Source organism: Furfurilactobacillus milii, assembly GCF_009863985.1.
GTDB lineage: Bacteria > Bacillota > Bacilli > Lactobacillales > Lactobacillaceae > Furfurilactobacillus > Furfurilactobacillus milii_A.
In genome coordinates this window covers 1-14,953 of the sequence record NZ_WEZT01000016.1, presented here as the reverse complement: position 1 = coordinate 14,953, position 14,953 = coordinate 1, and the positions used below count along the sequence as shown (strand labels likewise).

At 43.9% G+C, this 14,953-nt stretch carries 14 protein-coding genes and 1 pseudogene; 5 read left to right on the top strand and 10 right to left on the bottom strand.

The genetic code is table 11. From position 1 onward, the window contains the following. Positions 1-1,035: 1,035 nt before the first annotated feature. Positions 1,036-1,938, top strand: coding sequence for a LysR family transcriptional regulator (locus GB992_RS07945; protein ID WP_161001956.1), 903 nt, complete (start codon positions 1,036-1,038; stop codon positions 1,936-1,938). Positions 1,939-2,006: 68 nt separating this feature from the next. Here the strand turns inward: GB992_RS07945 and GB992_RS07940 are convergent, their stop codons facing one another. From GB992_RS07940 to lplA, 3 genes and pseudogenes are all read right to left on the bottom strand, one after another. Then, a complete protein-coding gene (locus GB992_RS07940) occupies positions 2,007-2,288 on the bottom strand; it encodes a helix-turn-helix domain-containing protein (protein ID WP_017260812.1) in 282 nt (93 codons plus the stop codon). Beyond that, entirely contained in the window at positions 2,272-2,628 is a 357-nt protein-coding gene (locus tag GB992_RS07935) for a type II toxin-antitoxin system RelE/ParE family toxin (protein ID WP_017260813.1), read from the bottom strand. Before GB992_RS07935 ends, GB992_RS07940 begins: the two co-directional genes overlap by 17 nt. Before the next feature lie 186 nt (positions 2,629-2,814). Continuing rightward, positions 2,815-3,738 (bottom strand): annotated as a pseudogene (gene lplA / locus GB992_RS07930) (lipoate--protein ligase); the annotation flags it as partial. Between the two features lie 375 nt (positions 3,739-4,113). Between lplA and GB992_RS07925 the strand changes: the two are divergent. Together GB992_RS07925 and GB992_RS07920 are read left to right on the top strand one after the other, a co-directional pair. Next, positions 4,114-5,022, top strand: coding sequence for a hypothetical protein (locus GB992_RS07925; RefSeq protein WP_161001955.1), 909 nt, complete (start codon positions 4,114-4,116; stop codon positions 5,020-5,022). 92 nt (positions 5,023-5,114) lie between these two features. After that, entirely contained in the window at positions 5,115-6,074 is a 960-nt protein-coding gene (locus GB992_RS07920) for a DUF4097 family beta strand repeat-containing protein (protein WP_161001954.1), read from the top strand. A gap of 76 nt (positions 6,075-6,150) precedes the next feature. On the opposite strand, the gene GB992_RS07915 is transcribed toward GB992_RS07920, so the two are convergent. The 4 genes from GB992_RS07915 to GB992_RS07900 all read right to left on the bottom strand — a co-directional run bounded on the left by GB992_RS07915 (position 6,151) and on the right by GB992_RS07900 (position 10,007). Continuing rightward, positions 6,151-7,692, bottom strand: a complete 1,542-nt coding sequence (locus GB992_RS07915) for a PH domain-containing protein (RefSeq protein WP_161001953.1) — start codon at positions 7,690-7,692, stop codon at positions 6,151-6,153. Beyond that, positions 7,682-8,161, bottom strand: a complete 480-nt coding sequence (locus tag GB992_RS07910; protein WP_161001952.1) for a PH domain-containing protein — start codon at positions 8,159-8,161, stop codon at positions 7,682-7,684. The genes GB992_RS07915 and GB992_RS07910 overlap by 11 nt, the downstream gene beginning before the upstream one ends. Before the next feature lie 414 nt (positions 8,162-8,575). Continuing rightward, positions 8,576-9,358 carry an ABC transporter permease gene (locus GB992_RS07905; RefSeq protein WP_161001951.1) on the bottom strand — a complete coding sequence of 261 codons (783 nt, stop codon included), beginning with the start codon at positions 9,356-9,358 and terminating at the stop codon, positions 8,576-8,578. Beyond that, positions 9,351-10,007, bottom strand: coding sequence for an ABC transporter ATP-binding protein (locus GB992_RS07900; protein WP_162855660.1), 657 nt, complete (start codon positions 10,005-10,007; stop codon positions 9,351-9,353). The genes GB992_RS07905 and GB992_RS07900 overlap by 8 nt, the downstream gene beginning before the upstream one ends. Before the next feature lie 167 nt (positions 10,008-10,174). On the opposite strand from GB992_RS07900, the gene rlmD reads away from it, so the two are divergent. Continuing rightward, positions 10,175-11,722 (top strand): 23S rRNA (uracil(1939)-C(5))-methyltransferase RlmD, encoded by a 1,548-nt coding sequence (gene rlmD / locus GB992_RS07895; RefSeq protein WP_161001950.1) that lies wholly within the window; start codon positions 10,175-10,177, stop codon positions 11,720-11,722. Between the two features lie 143 nt (positions 11,723-11,865). Here rlmD and GB992_RS11780 read toward each other — a convergent pair whose 3' ends face one another. Next, a complete protein-coding gene (locus GB992_RS11780) occupies positions 11,866-11,958 on the bottom strand; it encodes a putative holin-like toxin (RefSeq protein WP_488655867.1) in 93 nt (30 codons plus the stop codon). Between the two features lie 226 nt (positions 11,959-12,184). Here GB992_RS11780 and GB992_RS07885 point away from each other — a divergent pair, with 226 nt between their 5' ends. Continuing rightward, entirely contained in the window at positions 12,185-13,600 is a 1,416-nt protein-coding gene (locus GB992_RS07885; protein WP_161001949.1) for an MFS transporter, read from the top strand. Positions 13,601-13,784: 184 nt separating this feature from the next. Here GB992_RS07885 and GB992_RS07880 read toward each other — a convergent pair whose 3' ends face one another. Together GB992_RS07880 and GB992_RS07875 are read right to left on the bottom strand one after the other, a co-directional pair. Next, positions 13,785-14,024, bottom strand: coding sequence for a hypothetical protein (locus GB992_RS07880; RefSeq protein ID WP_017260831.1), 240 nt, complete (start codon positions 14,022-14,024; stop codon positions 13,785-13,787). A gap of 66 nt (positions 14,025-14,090) precedes the next feature. Next, the gene (locus GB992_RS07875; RefSeq protein WP_161001948.1) at positions 14,091-14,711 is read right to left on the bottom strand and encodes a DedA family protein; all 621 of its coding nucleotides are present in this window, start codon (positions 14,709-14,711) and stop codon (positions 14,091-14,093) included. Between the last annotated feature and the right edge of the window lie 242 nt (positions 14,712-14,953).

Here is a 14,953-nt window from a genome sequence, read left to right as displayed (position 1 = left end):
CATCTCGATGTCGAAAACCTCACCCCTCCTTCAGTTGAAAAGCGGACTTTAGAATAATTTTCACGAAATAATGGCTTAATTGAAAACGCCTCCGCAAACGGAAAGGTACAGTCCGCCCTCCCTGACCAATTAATAGTACCGTTAATCGGGCTAGGTGTAAACATTGATTCCTCCGGTGAAGCTTCTTTTTAATTTTTAGAGCGGTTACGTGAACATTGAAAACGAATGAAAACGTTTACTGACAGTAATTTCCGAACGTAACGCCGTTTTCATGATTTTAATTATTTTCTAACTTAGTACAACGTTTCACCTATTGATATGTCGGCTTTATTGGCATTCTATTCTTAGCCAAGAATCAGCTGTGCCTAATGTTTTTGAAAACAACCGAATGTCGCAACATTATTCGGAATTTCCAATACTGAAAATGAGAGAAGAAAAAAAAGACCTGCCACGTGATGACAGGCCCCTTTGGGTGGGAAAACGTTTTTTTGGTCTAGCGAAGGTGTAAGCAACACCCTGTTATGGTCGATCATTTTATTGTGGCAATGGTCTCACTTTCCTTCTACGCTGTGAATATCGAACACAAAGTCCGCTCCTAAGCGATTTCACTTCATTTTCTGACACGTTGTAAAAGTTGAACTTAACTTGACTGCGACGATCAAACACCCAAGTACCACTAGACCTCAACCGTTTTCTTGAGAGTAGTTTACGACCTGTTTTCCTTTTATACCGCGAAAAGCCCTCGAAATAGCTTGATAGTGGCCAAATTTCTCCGCCAAGTTTTATCAATTGACTAACATGCCAGATCGCGTTAATCTATTACCATTAAATGAAAGGGGGTGATGTCTTTTGACCATTGGAAATAATCTTAAGGCATCAGCCCACGATAAGAGTGTCGCACGCTTCTAGCGCAAAACAGTCTTTATCCACGGACTGATGCAGTAAGAAAGGCTCTGGGAAATTTTCTCCCAGGGCTTTTTGTTTGCGCTGCTTGCTGCTACACTCAACATAATTCATTCAAACGAGGTTCTGTTTATGGCCACTTCATCCTTTGCCTATCAGGTGTTTGCCACCGTCGTTGATAAGCATACGTTCATTGCTGCTGCCGAAACACTTAACATCACACCAAGTGCGGTTAGCCATTCAATCAGTCAGTTGGAAACGCAACTTGGGTTTCCACTATTCATTCGTAGCCGTACAGGGGTTACGCTCACTGCTGATGGAAATACTGTCTATCCAATCATTCAAGACATTCTCAATTCTGAGCAACGGTTAGCCCAAGAAGCGGCCAATATTAATGGATTGACACACGGGACAATCCGGATTGGTGCTTTCTCATCTGTATTACTTAACTGGTTGCCCAGCATCATTCGTGAGTTTCGCCAGCAGTATCCTGATATCAATGTCACCGTTTACCAAGGGAACTTTAACGATATTGCAGAGCGCGTGCGTTTGGGAACATTGGACATGGGTTTTTCGGCGCTACCACTAGATGAAAACATCGTGATTCATCCCCTCATCAAGGACGAAGTGTACTGTTTGACGCCAACGGACTTTGTGCCTAAAAATGGCCATGTCATGACCAGCGCTGACGTAGCGGATAAAACGTTTATCCTTCAACACTCTGACTATGATCGCGATACTAAGTTGACGCTGGACCGATACAATGTCACACCCAATTCGCTGAACTACTCCATCGATGACGCCTCAATCATTTCAATGGTGGAAGCGGGCCTAGGGTTTGGTGTTCTACCCGATTTGGCGCTCAAACGAATTTCTGGGAACATTAATATCTATCCATTTGATGAACCACATTATCGAACCTTATGTTTGGCCGTGAACAAATCACTTGCACAAGCGCCCACCACCACACGACTGACACGAATCATTCGAGAAAACTTAAGCCGCGAGTACGGTGACAAATTATTGTGGCAATAAGCATAAAAAATGTATCCCCATCACGCTATGGTGTGACAGGGATACTTTTTTATCTGAAACAGGTTCAACTAAACGAGTCTAATTTCCAATTCTTTTCCAACACTCTGTGCAATTTTTTGAAGTGTCGACAATTTTAAATCCAAATTGCCATTTTCGATTCTAACAATTGTGGATTGCGCTGTCCCAGACACTTGTGCCAATTCACGTTGAGAAATCCCCATTTCTTCTCGCAAGTTTTTAACAGCCAAAGCGGCAACAATTTCTCGATCAGCCTTATCATACTCACGTTTGAATTCGGGATCTTTTAGCTGACCAGCAACATACTCATCTAAATCATAACTTTTCTTCATCTCTGTGCCTCCGAATCTTCCCATCCCGAATTGACTTGGCATGATCAATCTCACGCTGTGGTGTTTTATCTGTCTTTTTTGTAAATCCGTGAGTAATAAAATAGTTAGACTCCTCAAGGTGAAAATATATACCTCGCTGAATATTATTGCCCTGAATTGACCGAATTTCATACAGATTAGTCTTTAATTTTTTTACATAACGTTGACGAATGGCAATTTGCAATCCCAATCGTGATATAGCCTGAATGGTTCTAACCATTTTAGCTCGATCCTTTTTGGGAAGATTGTCCAAAAAGCTTTTAAATTCATGGCCGAATTTAAAGTATAGTTTATCATTCATTTACAATGATAGCACACATGCTATCATTAGACACCACCTTACGTTGTTAATTGATCATTTGATTTTCCCAATTCTTATTAGTTTTAAATCTATGATCATTATCAACATACGTAATTCAAATGGCTTTTGTTTTTTTAAGGCTAGTCTATTTAGAACCATAACATTTTAAACTTAGGATCCGTAGCTCTAAGCGCCCTGTCTCATCAACAAATCAACCAATTCATTTTCAGTGACTTTACCGAAGTATTTTGAAACATCGATACTGTCGAAAACCCGCTTCACTGCGTTTAACTCGTACTTAGTCCCAATCAAACGGTTTTCAACATCTTTAATATCTGCCTGACCAAAGAAGTCGCCAGTAATCTGAATGTCCGTGATGTGACCCTCATCTACGTTCAGCGAGAATTCCACCGTTCCTGCCGCAAAGTGCTCACGTCGTTTGACATTAAACGCTGGTGACTTGCCATAAATCCAGTCCCAGTTCTTAAAGTAGCGTTGTTCCAAATCGTGAACACCGGCCAATGCCTCATCATCTAATACATACGCATTTGCATCTTCAATGTTTGTAATGTTTAAAATTTTCTTTGCTAATGCATCCCTGAATTCTTCAATAGTCAGGTTTTGATAGGCTGGCGCAAAGTGTGGCTTCAGGTTGGTAACGCGACTACGAACCGATTTAATACCCTTCGATGCAATCTTATCAGCTGGCACGTTCAAAGCCTTAGTTAGCACTGATTGATCGACGTCATACATCAAGGTACCATGCGAAAACATCCGTCCCTTCTCAACGTGCATCGCATTGCCAGAAAACTTCTTGCCTTCGATTGTAAGATCGTTACGACCAGTCATTGCAGCGCTCGTCGCACCCATCTCGTGCAACGCGTTAATGACAGGATCCGTGAACCGTTTGAAATTGCCCACTGCATCCCCGTCATCCTTAGTAATAAAGCTGAAACTAACATTTCCAAGATCGTCGTAAACAGCCCCGCCACCAGAAGTTCGACGAGTCAAAATAATATGGTGTTGATCAACGTAATCTTGATTGATTTCCTCGAGCACGTTTTGGTATCGACCAACGATAATACATGGAGAGTTAATATAGAAAGGCAAATTCTATAATTAATCCGAACAGAAATTAAAAAGCCCAAAGCAATCACTTACAATGGTAGTAGCTAATTCCAACCAATATAGGGAGTGATTACTCAGCTCCTAAAAGATGGGTTTGTGGTAAACACCATTTTAAAGGAAGCTGATCTTTTTTGTCCGAACAGCGTTCGGATTAATTTTACAATCTACCGTAATATAAAAATATATCCAACATAATTTAACCGTATTTAATCCATATGCTCACACATTAAGGGGCAAATAATGCGTAAGCGGAATGAAGCCGTTTAGCTCTAGTCTCATTTAGTCGCTAAAGCGTTTTCGATTTCATTTTATTTAGTAGCTTCAGGAAATTGTTAAAAAGAAAGCTGGTTTAGATAATTGAAAAACGAACTCGGTCCATCAATCGATAATTTACGCCAGCTAAATAACGTTAGCATTCACCAACTTATCAATGGAATCATGTCATCGAGTACGTATTACCGTTTCACACACGACGGTACAGACATTTCAGCGGTTAAGTTCATTCAATTGCTCGAACGACTCGATAGTTCGTTGACCGACTTTACTACTTTATACAGTCCAAAAGACATCACTAATCAACAGTTCTTTACGACTTATCTGCACGCAGTCGCGACTGGAAAAATAAATGAACGTGCGTTAAAAGCATTACTACTGCTACTTCAAGAGTCCTACAGTAATCAACCAATTCCGCGTTATCAACATTACATATGGTTAACCCAGTCTTGTTTGGATCACGCTCAAAATCGCGTCTACCAATTCAATCAGGAGCTTGATCGATATTTTAGAGGTATTTCTACGTGGACTTCATCGAGCCTCATCATGCTGGGACTATCGACGCCATTTATCCCATTCCTATCGCTTAGCTCTTTATTCACTCCAGCCTGTAAAGCATTTGAAGCCCATTTAGACCGCTTTGATGTTCAAAAAGCGTATGGTTATTTTCTCATCAACTTTGCGCTACTTGCGATTGTGAACCAGTCACAATTTGCATTTGTACGCGCAAATAAACAATTGCGTAATCATAAAGTTTTGGACAGCACGTTAACCAGTTCTGTTTACATTCGCCTAATTAAATCTTTAAACATCTGGTTGAATCAGCCGTCTATGTTTTCGGCTAGTAGTTTGCGGCCATTAGCCAGCATTTTGCGTGATTTTGAGGAACCGGAATACGCTGATCAGCTCAATGAATTCATTCAATTATTTGAACGCAATTTTATTAGTGAAAGCCTGGGCAGTCTGGGCCACCCACTTTACCAAGTGTTTTAGAGAAGATTTCACAATGTTTTCCCTCAACTTCTTTAAACTTTCATAACGACAATTAAAAAGTACACAATCCCTATTCACAGGGTGCGTAAGCCATGCTACGATACTGTCAAAATATGCTGACGGTGGTGATGGTTTTAATGAGTCGACTGGGGAATTTCTTTATTCATCGAGCAAGTCATGAGAATGGCAAGGTGACGTTTGAAATCGGGGTGGATACGCACGCGCCGATGTTAGTGAATACCTTTACGGAATCGCTGAGCGACGTGGCGCATCTGACGATTAATTATTCGGCGGCTGACATTGTGCTACAGTCCACGGATCGTTCCGAACTAACGGTACGTGAATATATGTTGGTAGACGAATCCTCGTATTACGCACATGTCAAACATGAAGACGACACGTTGGCCATCACTGCTGGTGAACGGCCAGCACGTGACAACCTCAACATTCGCATTGAACTGGAGATTCCAACCGCCTATCATGGCCGTCTGGAAATCAGTTCAGTCAGTGGTCCAATTGAAATCGATAACTTGCATAAGTTGCGTAGTTTAGCAATCACATCAACCAGTGGTGCTATCTCGTTAGATGATGTAGAAACAAACAGCCTAAGTATTGATTCCATCACTGGCACCATTAAGGGTCGCAGTCTCACAGCTGATGACTACACAATTAATGCCATGAGTGGCAACGTTCATTTGATGAACACCCGTGGCAATTACTCGGTCCGCTGCTCAGCTGGTTCGCTTAAACTGGATGATGCTCACGGTCACGGTCGCTTTGAAGTAACCAGTGGCACGGCCAAACTGTGTTTTGCAGAAGTGGATGGCAACTTATCCGCCGAGTCGTCTGCCGGTTCCGTCCGTTTGCAAGTGCCACGTGAATTGGATTATGGCTTTAACTTGGAAACATCGATTGGGAGTTTAAAAACACCCGACAACGCGCATTATTCAAATAACGAGCGCAACTACCAAACTGGCGCCATCGGTGATCCATCTGACTTGATGATCAGCATGATGACAGTTGTCGGTTCATTAGCACTCGAAACACGATAACGACATAAAAAACAGGCTTCAGTCCATGACATTTCGCCATGGTACTGAAGCCTGTTTCGTTATTTCATCCTTTAAATTAATCAACTTGCCGATACCAGTCATAGACTGAATAAATTGCTTCATCTGGCAAGTATCGCACAGTCACTTTACGCCCTTCGCTGCCAGCACGAACGTTAAGTGTTAGTGACGCAAAGTGGCGCTGTTGCAACCACTTACTCTGTTTGACCAACAACGATTGCACGTTTTGCCGTGGCACGTAATACTGCTCACGCGTAAATAAAAAGTTCGTCTGGGCAAACGCAAAGTGATCATTCAATACCTGCACCTGTGTCCGCCGCGCCGTCAGATAAGCAGGAATGATCAGCAACAAGACCACCAGCACAATGGTGATGCCGTCTGCAATCACCGCCACCCGCGGCCATGGAAACGTCATCCCGGTTATCGCAAGGACTATGCCCAGCGCAACTAGCCCAAAATTGCGTAGTTGATAATACAAAGTACGTCCACTCTGACGGCTAGGCCTAACCTGATCAACGGAAATGTCAGTGACAAACCGTTGCAAGAAACCATCTACATCATCTTCCGCAATCAACGGCATAATCACCACATTTTCGGTATCCTTCTCTTTTTTCGAGTTCGACACCACGATCAGTTTGATCGTTGCCATGTGCAACCAGGACCGCAACAACGGTTGACTTACCCGCACAGCCTGAATGCGACTTTGCGCTAACGTCACCGTGTTCCGCTGAAACAAACCACGGACTGTCATCAACTGACCATCTGACAGACTCAATGTAAATCGATAGTACTGAATGACTATGACGACAATTGAACCCAGGTACAAAACAAGCACCACAGCCAACATTCCCAGCACAATAACGACCCAACCAGCCTGTCCTAGGTCTTTGATAGCCATATCCAACAACTGCTCAGAAATGAGTTTTTGCAAACGACCATACACTGCCATAATCGCCAGCAACGCTGTCAGAAACGCAGGTGAGGTCGCGGCAAACTTCAACAAGTCCTTTGTCGAAATTTCGTACACGGCAGTTGGCTTATTTGCAGTATTATTCGTCTCCGATTGTGACTCGGGTAACGCTCCGTTGACAAGTCCAGATACTGCTGCCGTCTCACCCTCAGCAATGTTTGCCAAACGCCGCCGAGACGAAAGTTCATCACGTAAACTCAACGGTACAGCGATGAGGGTCACTTCCGGTCCCTCATCGGAATGACCAGCCGTTTCGACTTCCAACGTGACTAAATCAAACGGCTTAAGGAAAAACCACTGTTTGACTGCCACGTTTTGGATGCGATCGTAAGGAACGTGATTTTGCTTCCGAAAAATTAACCCATGTTTGACATAAATTTCCTGGTCCAGTAATTGATACGTAAAGGTAAAGTACTTCAACACCGGCCACACTAGCGCAAAAACCACCAATATCGCAATGACAGTTGCAAATAACAGCGGATGTTTGCGGTAAAGTGCCAAACTACCGATAACACCACCAGCGATGGGCACAATCCACTCGCGCAGCGTTTCGATAAAGAAACCTACTAACGCAATGGCATGTAAATGTCGCGCTGGCGTTGGCTTGGGAGAACCACCATTAGAGGTCATTACGCGCCTCCTTTGCCAGTTTCATAATTAACTCTTTCAGCTGCTCGGCCGTTTCAGGGCTGACACCATCAATTTTATGAGAGGTCGCCGCTGTCACAATCGCGATCTCCTGTAGTTTCTGCCACCGCAGAAATGGTCCCTGATCCAACTGCACATTCTGAACGCGCGCGATTGGAATCACAATCTGTTTGCGAAAAAAGTACCCCTTATGCAATTCAACGTCACGGTCACTGATCCGATAAGTCCAAAACCGCCAACGATACGGCACTAATACCAACATGGCAATTAAGGTTACCAATGCGATGCCAATAATAAGCCAGCCACACACCGTAAAAAAACTCAGATTGTTGCTCAGTCCAATCGCCAGACTGCCACCACCGACTGCGCCGATAATAATTGCCGTTACTACGGCTGTTAATTGCCAAAAGTGCGTAATCTGACGCGGCAGCTGTTCCGTTTCATTTTCCAAGATTTCTCCCCCCACACTGTTGCCTAGGTCCCCACAACATCAACATTATTCAAACTTGTTAGTCACACTATACCGAAAAAGTGACGGTGTACCAATAACACCGCCATTTTTTGGATAAAAAATTTTTATTTAGAATAGCATTTACTACCACAGTATCAACAAAATGGCATCTCCCACATGTGGCCGCAATATAGTGAAGTCGATTAGAGACAGAGCATCGTGTCGACAACACTTATGGCCTGGTTTTGGGCCATTTAGTGTTGTGGGACGAGTTCTGAGACGATGGACTATTCGGCTTCGGCTCAGAATCGAGGTAGAAGACTCCGGTTCTCAGGAGGCTGAGACCGGTCCCCACGGTGCGGCGTCTCTAATCGACGTAACGGTAAGCACTCTCGCCACACGTTTGGTGGAAAACTACTTGCCATTATCTGATGCGGTAACTAACTGTTGTTGGTCATTAAAGAAACGGCGGTAAGCAATGTAACAAGCGCTGACAGAGCCGAGACTGGTCGCTGACAGTAACATAAACACCACCATAATCTGATACTTAATGGCATAAACCGGATCAACACCGGCGAAGATCAGTCCAGACATCATCCCCGGCAAACTAACGATTCCGTAAGTCTTAGATGCGTCAATCGTTGGTTGCATTCCCGTTTTGATACACTCGCGGACGATGCCAATTGCGGAATCGTGCACACTGGCACCTAATGCTAAACGTTCCAACACTTGTTGGCGTTGGTCCCGAAAGAGTGTTCGCATATTGCGGTAACAAAGCCCAATTGCCACCATTGAGTTACTGGCAATCATGCCTGAAATTGGAATCATCTGTGACGGGACAAACTTAATCGCACCCGCCAAAACCAAACCACTTAGCGTCACTGAGGTGCTGATTAAGATGGACCAAAAAGATGACCAAAAAATGTTTGGAATTCCCTTTCCCCGTTTCATCGCATTATAAGCCGCATTAAAGATAATGACCAAAATCATTGCCAACGTGAGCAACACGTTGTTGACCGCAAAGATATATTTCAGTAAGAAGCCAACAATTGTTAGCTGAATAATGGCACGAACCACGCCGATAATCATATCTCGGTCCACACCAAGCTTCTGACGCCAGCCAATAAATAGCGCAACCAGCACGAGGCCAGCCGCAAACGCTAAACTTACATTATTAACATTCACCGCATTATGCATGACGTACCTCCTGAGTGTGTTTGCCCGCTACGACTTCATATAAATCATCAGCGGCAGCAATTTCACTTTCATCATGAGTAATCCACACCACGGTGCCTCCGCGATCACGATAATGATCAACCAGGCCGTGCACGATGGCTTTATTATCTGTGTCCAAACCAGTCGTTACTTCATCAAGCAACAAAATGTCCGGTACAAACACCAGATTACGAATAAGCGCCACTCGTTGTCGTTCGCCACCGGATAAACCTGTAATGTCGTGGCTTAAATAATCTGGTGATAGGTTTACTTGATCGAGCAATTCGTGCTGGCGTGCCTCATTGACACTTTGGTTACGAATTTCAAACGGAAAGTTAAGGTTGTCGGCCACCGTTTTGCCAAATAGCGTTGGTTGTTGAAAGCAATACGACACCCGACGACGGTAAACCATCGGATCGTACGTAAACGCATCATGATCATCAAATGTCATTTGACCAGCGCTCGGTGAGATCATCCGTGCCATAATTTGGAGAATCGTACTTTTACCCGAACCAGACGGACCCACTACCATCAAGTTGCTCTCTTTTTCTAACCGCAAATTGATTTTCGTCAGGATTTTACGCTCCCCAACTCGGTAGTCAATATCGGTCATTGTCAGTAATGCTGTCATCGTTTCACCACTTTCTTCATTTATTCTAAAGTAAGCATAAAACATCACTTTCCGTTTGTCCGTTTACAAGTCTTCACGTGGGCTTCGGCAATACGGAAACCACATCTCGGTGGTCAAACATGCTATGATGGTTCTAATTATTACTAGAGTTAGCATCGGAGGACAATATGGAACCTCAATCACGAAATAACAGCGATCATCGCTCAGAACGCGGTCGCTCGCACTTTGATCACAATAATCATCAAACACATTCACAGTATCGCAACGACCGCCGTTCGTTTGATCATTCACGGAACAATGACCACAATGGGTATCATCGTCAGCGCAATAGTCAATCGGAACAAGCTGACGTTCAGGTCGAGGTTGGCCAACGTTTTCCATTAACCATCAAACGCCTCGGCATCAACGGCGAAGGGATCGGCTATTATCGTCATAAGATTACGTTTGTCCCAGGCGCCCTGCCAGACGAAGTGGTCGTCGCTGAAGTCACGCACGTAGCGGCTCATTTTCTAAACGCTAAAGTACATCAAATCCGTAAAGAAAGTGACCACCGGGTAACGCCACCGGATACGCAGTCAGCCGAAGTTGGTGGGTTCGAACTTTCCCATCTTGATTACCCGTCACAACTGGCCTTCAAACGTGATGTTATTCGCCAAGCGCTGGAAAAGTTTCAGCCCCGCGGCTGGGAAAACTATGACCTGCGCCCAACAATCGGCATGGCAGATCCCTATCACTACCGCAACAAAGCCCAATTCCAAGTACGGCAGGATGCGGACGATAATGTGATTGCCGGTCTATATAAGGAAGGTACGCATGATCTTGTTGATCTTCCGGAAGTCAGCACTCAAAATGAAGCAACCATGACCGTCATTCGCGCATTAGTCAAAATGCTGCAAGAATTACAAGTTCCCATTTACGATGAAGAGGCCAATTCAGGCATTATCAAAACGCTCGTTGTCCGTTCATCCGAAGCCAGTGGCGAAGTTCAGGTCACGTTTGTCACCAACTCACAAAAGTTGCCGCACAAACGGGAATTGTTAGCGCTGATCGAAGAACGTTTGCCACAAGTTGTTTCCGTCATGCAAAACGTTAACCAAAGCAAAACTTCGTTAGTCTGGGGAGATAAGACCACTAAGTTAATGGGTCAGGACTACATTACTGAAACCCTATTAGGTAAGCAGTTCCAATTATCGCCACGGGCATTTTTACAGTTAAATCCTAAGCAGACCACCCGTTTGTACGAAGAAACGATTAAAGCTTTGGACCTAACGCATGCCGACCACTTGGTGGATGCCTACTCAGGGGTGGGTACAATTGGATTATCCTTGGCAGACCGTGCCGGCGAAGTTCGTGGCATGGACACGATTGAAGAATCTGTTGATGACGCCAACCGTAATGCTGAATTGAACGGCATTACGAACGCAGAATACAGTGTAGGAACCGCGGAAGACCTATTACCACAATGGGTCAGCCAAGGTTGGCGGCCGGATGCATTGGTCGTTGATCCGCCTCGTGCAGGCCTTGCCGACACAATGATCGATACCATTATGCAAGTACAGCCTGAAAAGTTTGTCTATGTTTCATGTAACCCATCAACGCTGGCCCAAAACTTAGTTGAGTTAGGTCGTGTCTATCGCGTTGAATACATTCAATCCATTGACATGTTCCCCCAAACGGCACGCGTTGAAGCTGTCGTAAAGTTGGTTCTGCGGTAATTTTTAGTAGTCCCGGCTAAATTTGACGTGCTATAATAAAAAAGAAGGAAATGTCAGTCGCATGACATTTCCTCCTGCAAGCGCCGCCGAAACGGCTGGCATTAGATGAATATGAAACCGTTAATCATCCTCCAAAAGTTAGATTAGCGGTTTTTTCTTTGACCAAAACTCCGGATTAAGATCACGATGAAGGTTAGCAACGTAAGAATAAACATTCCAAACGTTAGCATCATCATAATCGCATTTCCGCAAGACAAAGTGGCACCTCCCTCCACACAGATTTTCTGTATCGCCCATAGGCAACACCTCTTTGTGTTAGAATTTGCTAACCGCTTCAACTTAATTTGCTCAGTAATTTTATCATGTTAAATCAGTCATAAAAACTAAAAGTTGTGTTTATAAAAGAATAAATTTTGGCTATATAAAATTTGATTAAGCAGCTTTTTGTCCCAGGAGGTTTTCATGAAGCAACGCTCACAATGGATCTTATTAATGGCAACATCCTCGGTATCATTCATGTCAACATTAGATGCCAGTATTGTTAACATCGCCATTCCCCACATCAGTCGTGAACTTAATGTACCAATGAATGAAGCCGAGTGGGTCGTTTCCGTCTACTTAGTGCTCATCTGCGTGCTCCTGATTTTCTTTGGTCGATTGTCTGATCAAATCGGCCGCATCCCCATTTTTCAAGTCGGTACTCTAGTGTTTATCACAGGCTCACTGTTTTGTGGTTTGAGCACAAACTTACTGCTGTTGCTGGGCGCTCGGTCACTGCAAGCGCTTGGTTCTTCAATGGTGATGGCCACTAACTTTGGCATCATCACTCAAATATTTCCTTCAAACCAGCATGGTCGGGCGTTAGGACTCAATAGTTCGGTGGTTCAAATCGGTAACATTGCTGGGCCAGGACTTGGTGGGCTTATCTTATCCGTTGTCAGTTGGCATTGGATATTCTTCATCAATGTCCCGATTGGCATTATCGCGTTTCTGTTTGGACACCGCATCTTTCCTCACCAACACATCCGCTTCGATAAAGTCGTGATTGATTGGCCTGGTTATGCAACGTTTGCGACCATGATTAGTGCCTTTTTTGTCGCCATCTACTGGGGTCAGGCTGTTGGTTTCCATTCCGCCGGCGTACTCAGTTTGTTTGGTTTAGCCATTGTGATGTTGGCAGCCTTTATATTAATCGAACGACGCGTACAACAACCACTGATTCAACTTAAAATTTTTGCCAATCGTGGCTTCTCACTCGGCATTATTTCTGCGATGCTCGTATACATGACGGGCTTCTTCAATAATGTCATTATGCCCTTTTACCTTCAGGAAACATTGATGCTATCGTCCGCAACGGCAGGGCTAATCCTGATGGCCGTGCCATTATTGAATATCTTTAGTGCCCCGGCTGGTGGTGTCATTTCGGATCATATCGGTGCCGAACGTGTGTCGTTTTACGCGCTTTTCCTCTTTTTGATTCCAGAGCTGATTTTTATCTTTGTGCAGCCCACATGGTCACTGGCTTGGCTCGTGTTTGGCCTGGCATTCTTTGGCATTGCAAACGGCGCTTTCCAAAACAATCCAATGATTATGGGCAATGCCGGCCCAGAATTTCAAGGTATCGCTGGTTCTATTGCCGCATTGGGACGTAACCTAGGCATGGCAATTGGGCTATCGTTAGCAACATCGCTACTTTATTCTGGCATCAGCCAACGTGCCGGACATCATATGACTGCCTATCCGCACGGTCACGCCAGTTGGTTCGTTTATGGTATGCATTTCAGTTATCTATTTGCACTCGGGTTAATCGTGATTGCCATTGGCTTACTTGGTTGGCTATTGTGGTCGAGAAAAAAGACCTTATCTTTGCACAATTAAGTTATAACTAATCTGTGTTGGCTGTATGATCATGCTCAAATTAATCACCCATCAAGTCAGGTAAGTTTACAGTTTTAGGCAATGCCACATTTTTTCACTAAATCTTGTCCTAATAAAAAACACTTCCCTAATGCATCGCAATTATCTGCGATTGCACTAAAGAAGTGTTTTTAAATTTAATTCGTTATTTAACATCAATATCAATTTGCATTGCAGTCTGTTCGTCTGGATTCAACTTTTCGTTATACGTCAGCTCCGCACGATCCAATTCATGAACAATTTCCTTTTCAACAACATCCAAGGGCCGTTTGTCATTCTTCAATTGGTTAACCATCAACGTAATCTTGTTATCATGCGGTTCTGAGATTGTGTATGAAACATCTTCTGTATTCAAAATCTCAGTAATTAACTTCCGTTCTTCCATCAGTCAAACCTCCAACAGTTTAATAACTCCATCATAGGTCTTGTGGCCGGAATTGTGAACCAGTACTTAGTTTGATTTTACCCGAATCCGTTTAACATAGTACCAAATGCCGCCAACCAAGAGCAAAATGGCCAGCACAATGATCGTCATCGTTGAAAAAGTATCAACTGCCGCTGAAACTTGTGTCCACGCGTGACCTGCCATGCGGCCGAGCACAATCAACACAACACTCCAAATCAGTGTGCCAACTGTCGTGAATAAAATAAACGATTGCCACTTCATCCGAGTCATCCCCGCCGGAATGGAAATCAAACTACGAATTACCGGGATAAAACGACCAAAGAAAACGGTCTTGCCGCCATGCTTCTTGAATAAATTAGCCGTTTTAGTAACATCACTCTGTTTGAGGCGTAACAAACGTCCAAAACGGCTTTGCACCAAACGTTGTAATCGTTCCTCATTCAACCAATGCCCAATTCCATATAGAATAACGGCTCCCAGAACCGCACCAATCGTGGCGGCAATCACACTGCCGGTAATCGTTAAATCCGCGGCCAAGGTCATGAAGCCAGCAAACGTCAAAATCACTTCTGAGGGAATCGGTGGGAAAACATTTTCTAACGCAATTAGCAAAACGATGCCTAAATAGCCAAATTGGTTCATAAAATCAATTAACTGTTGTTCCATACGGTGTCACCTTTCATTTATGAAGTGGTCAGAGCTGTGGGACGCGCAGTCGTGCGCAATAAAGCGTGGTTTTATTATTCCTGATTGGCATCAAAAAAGCGATTAATAACGTTTGAACTGAGAAAATCTTAAACATTGGTCCAAAGGTAGATTGCAAATTTAATCCGAATTTTTGGACAAATTTGTCAGCATAACCTGATACGGTGTTTGCCAGTCGAGTATTTTAAGCGGTCGCTGGTTAA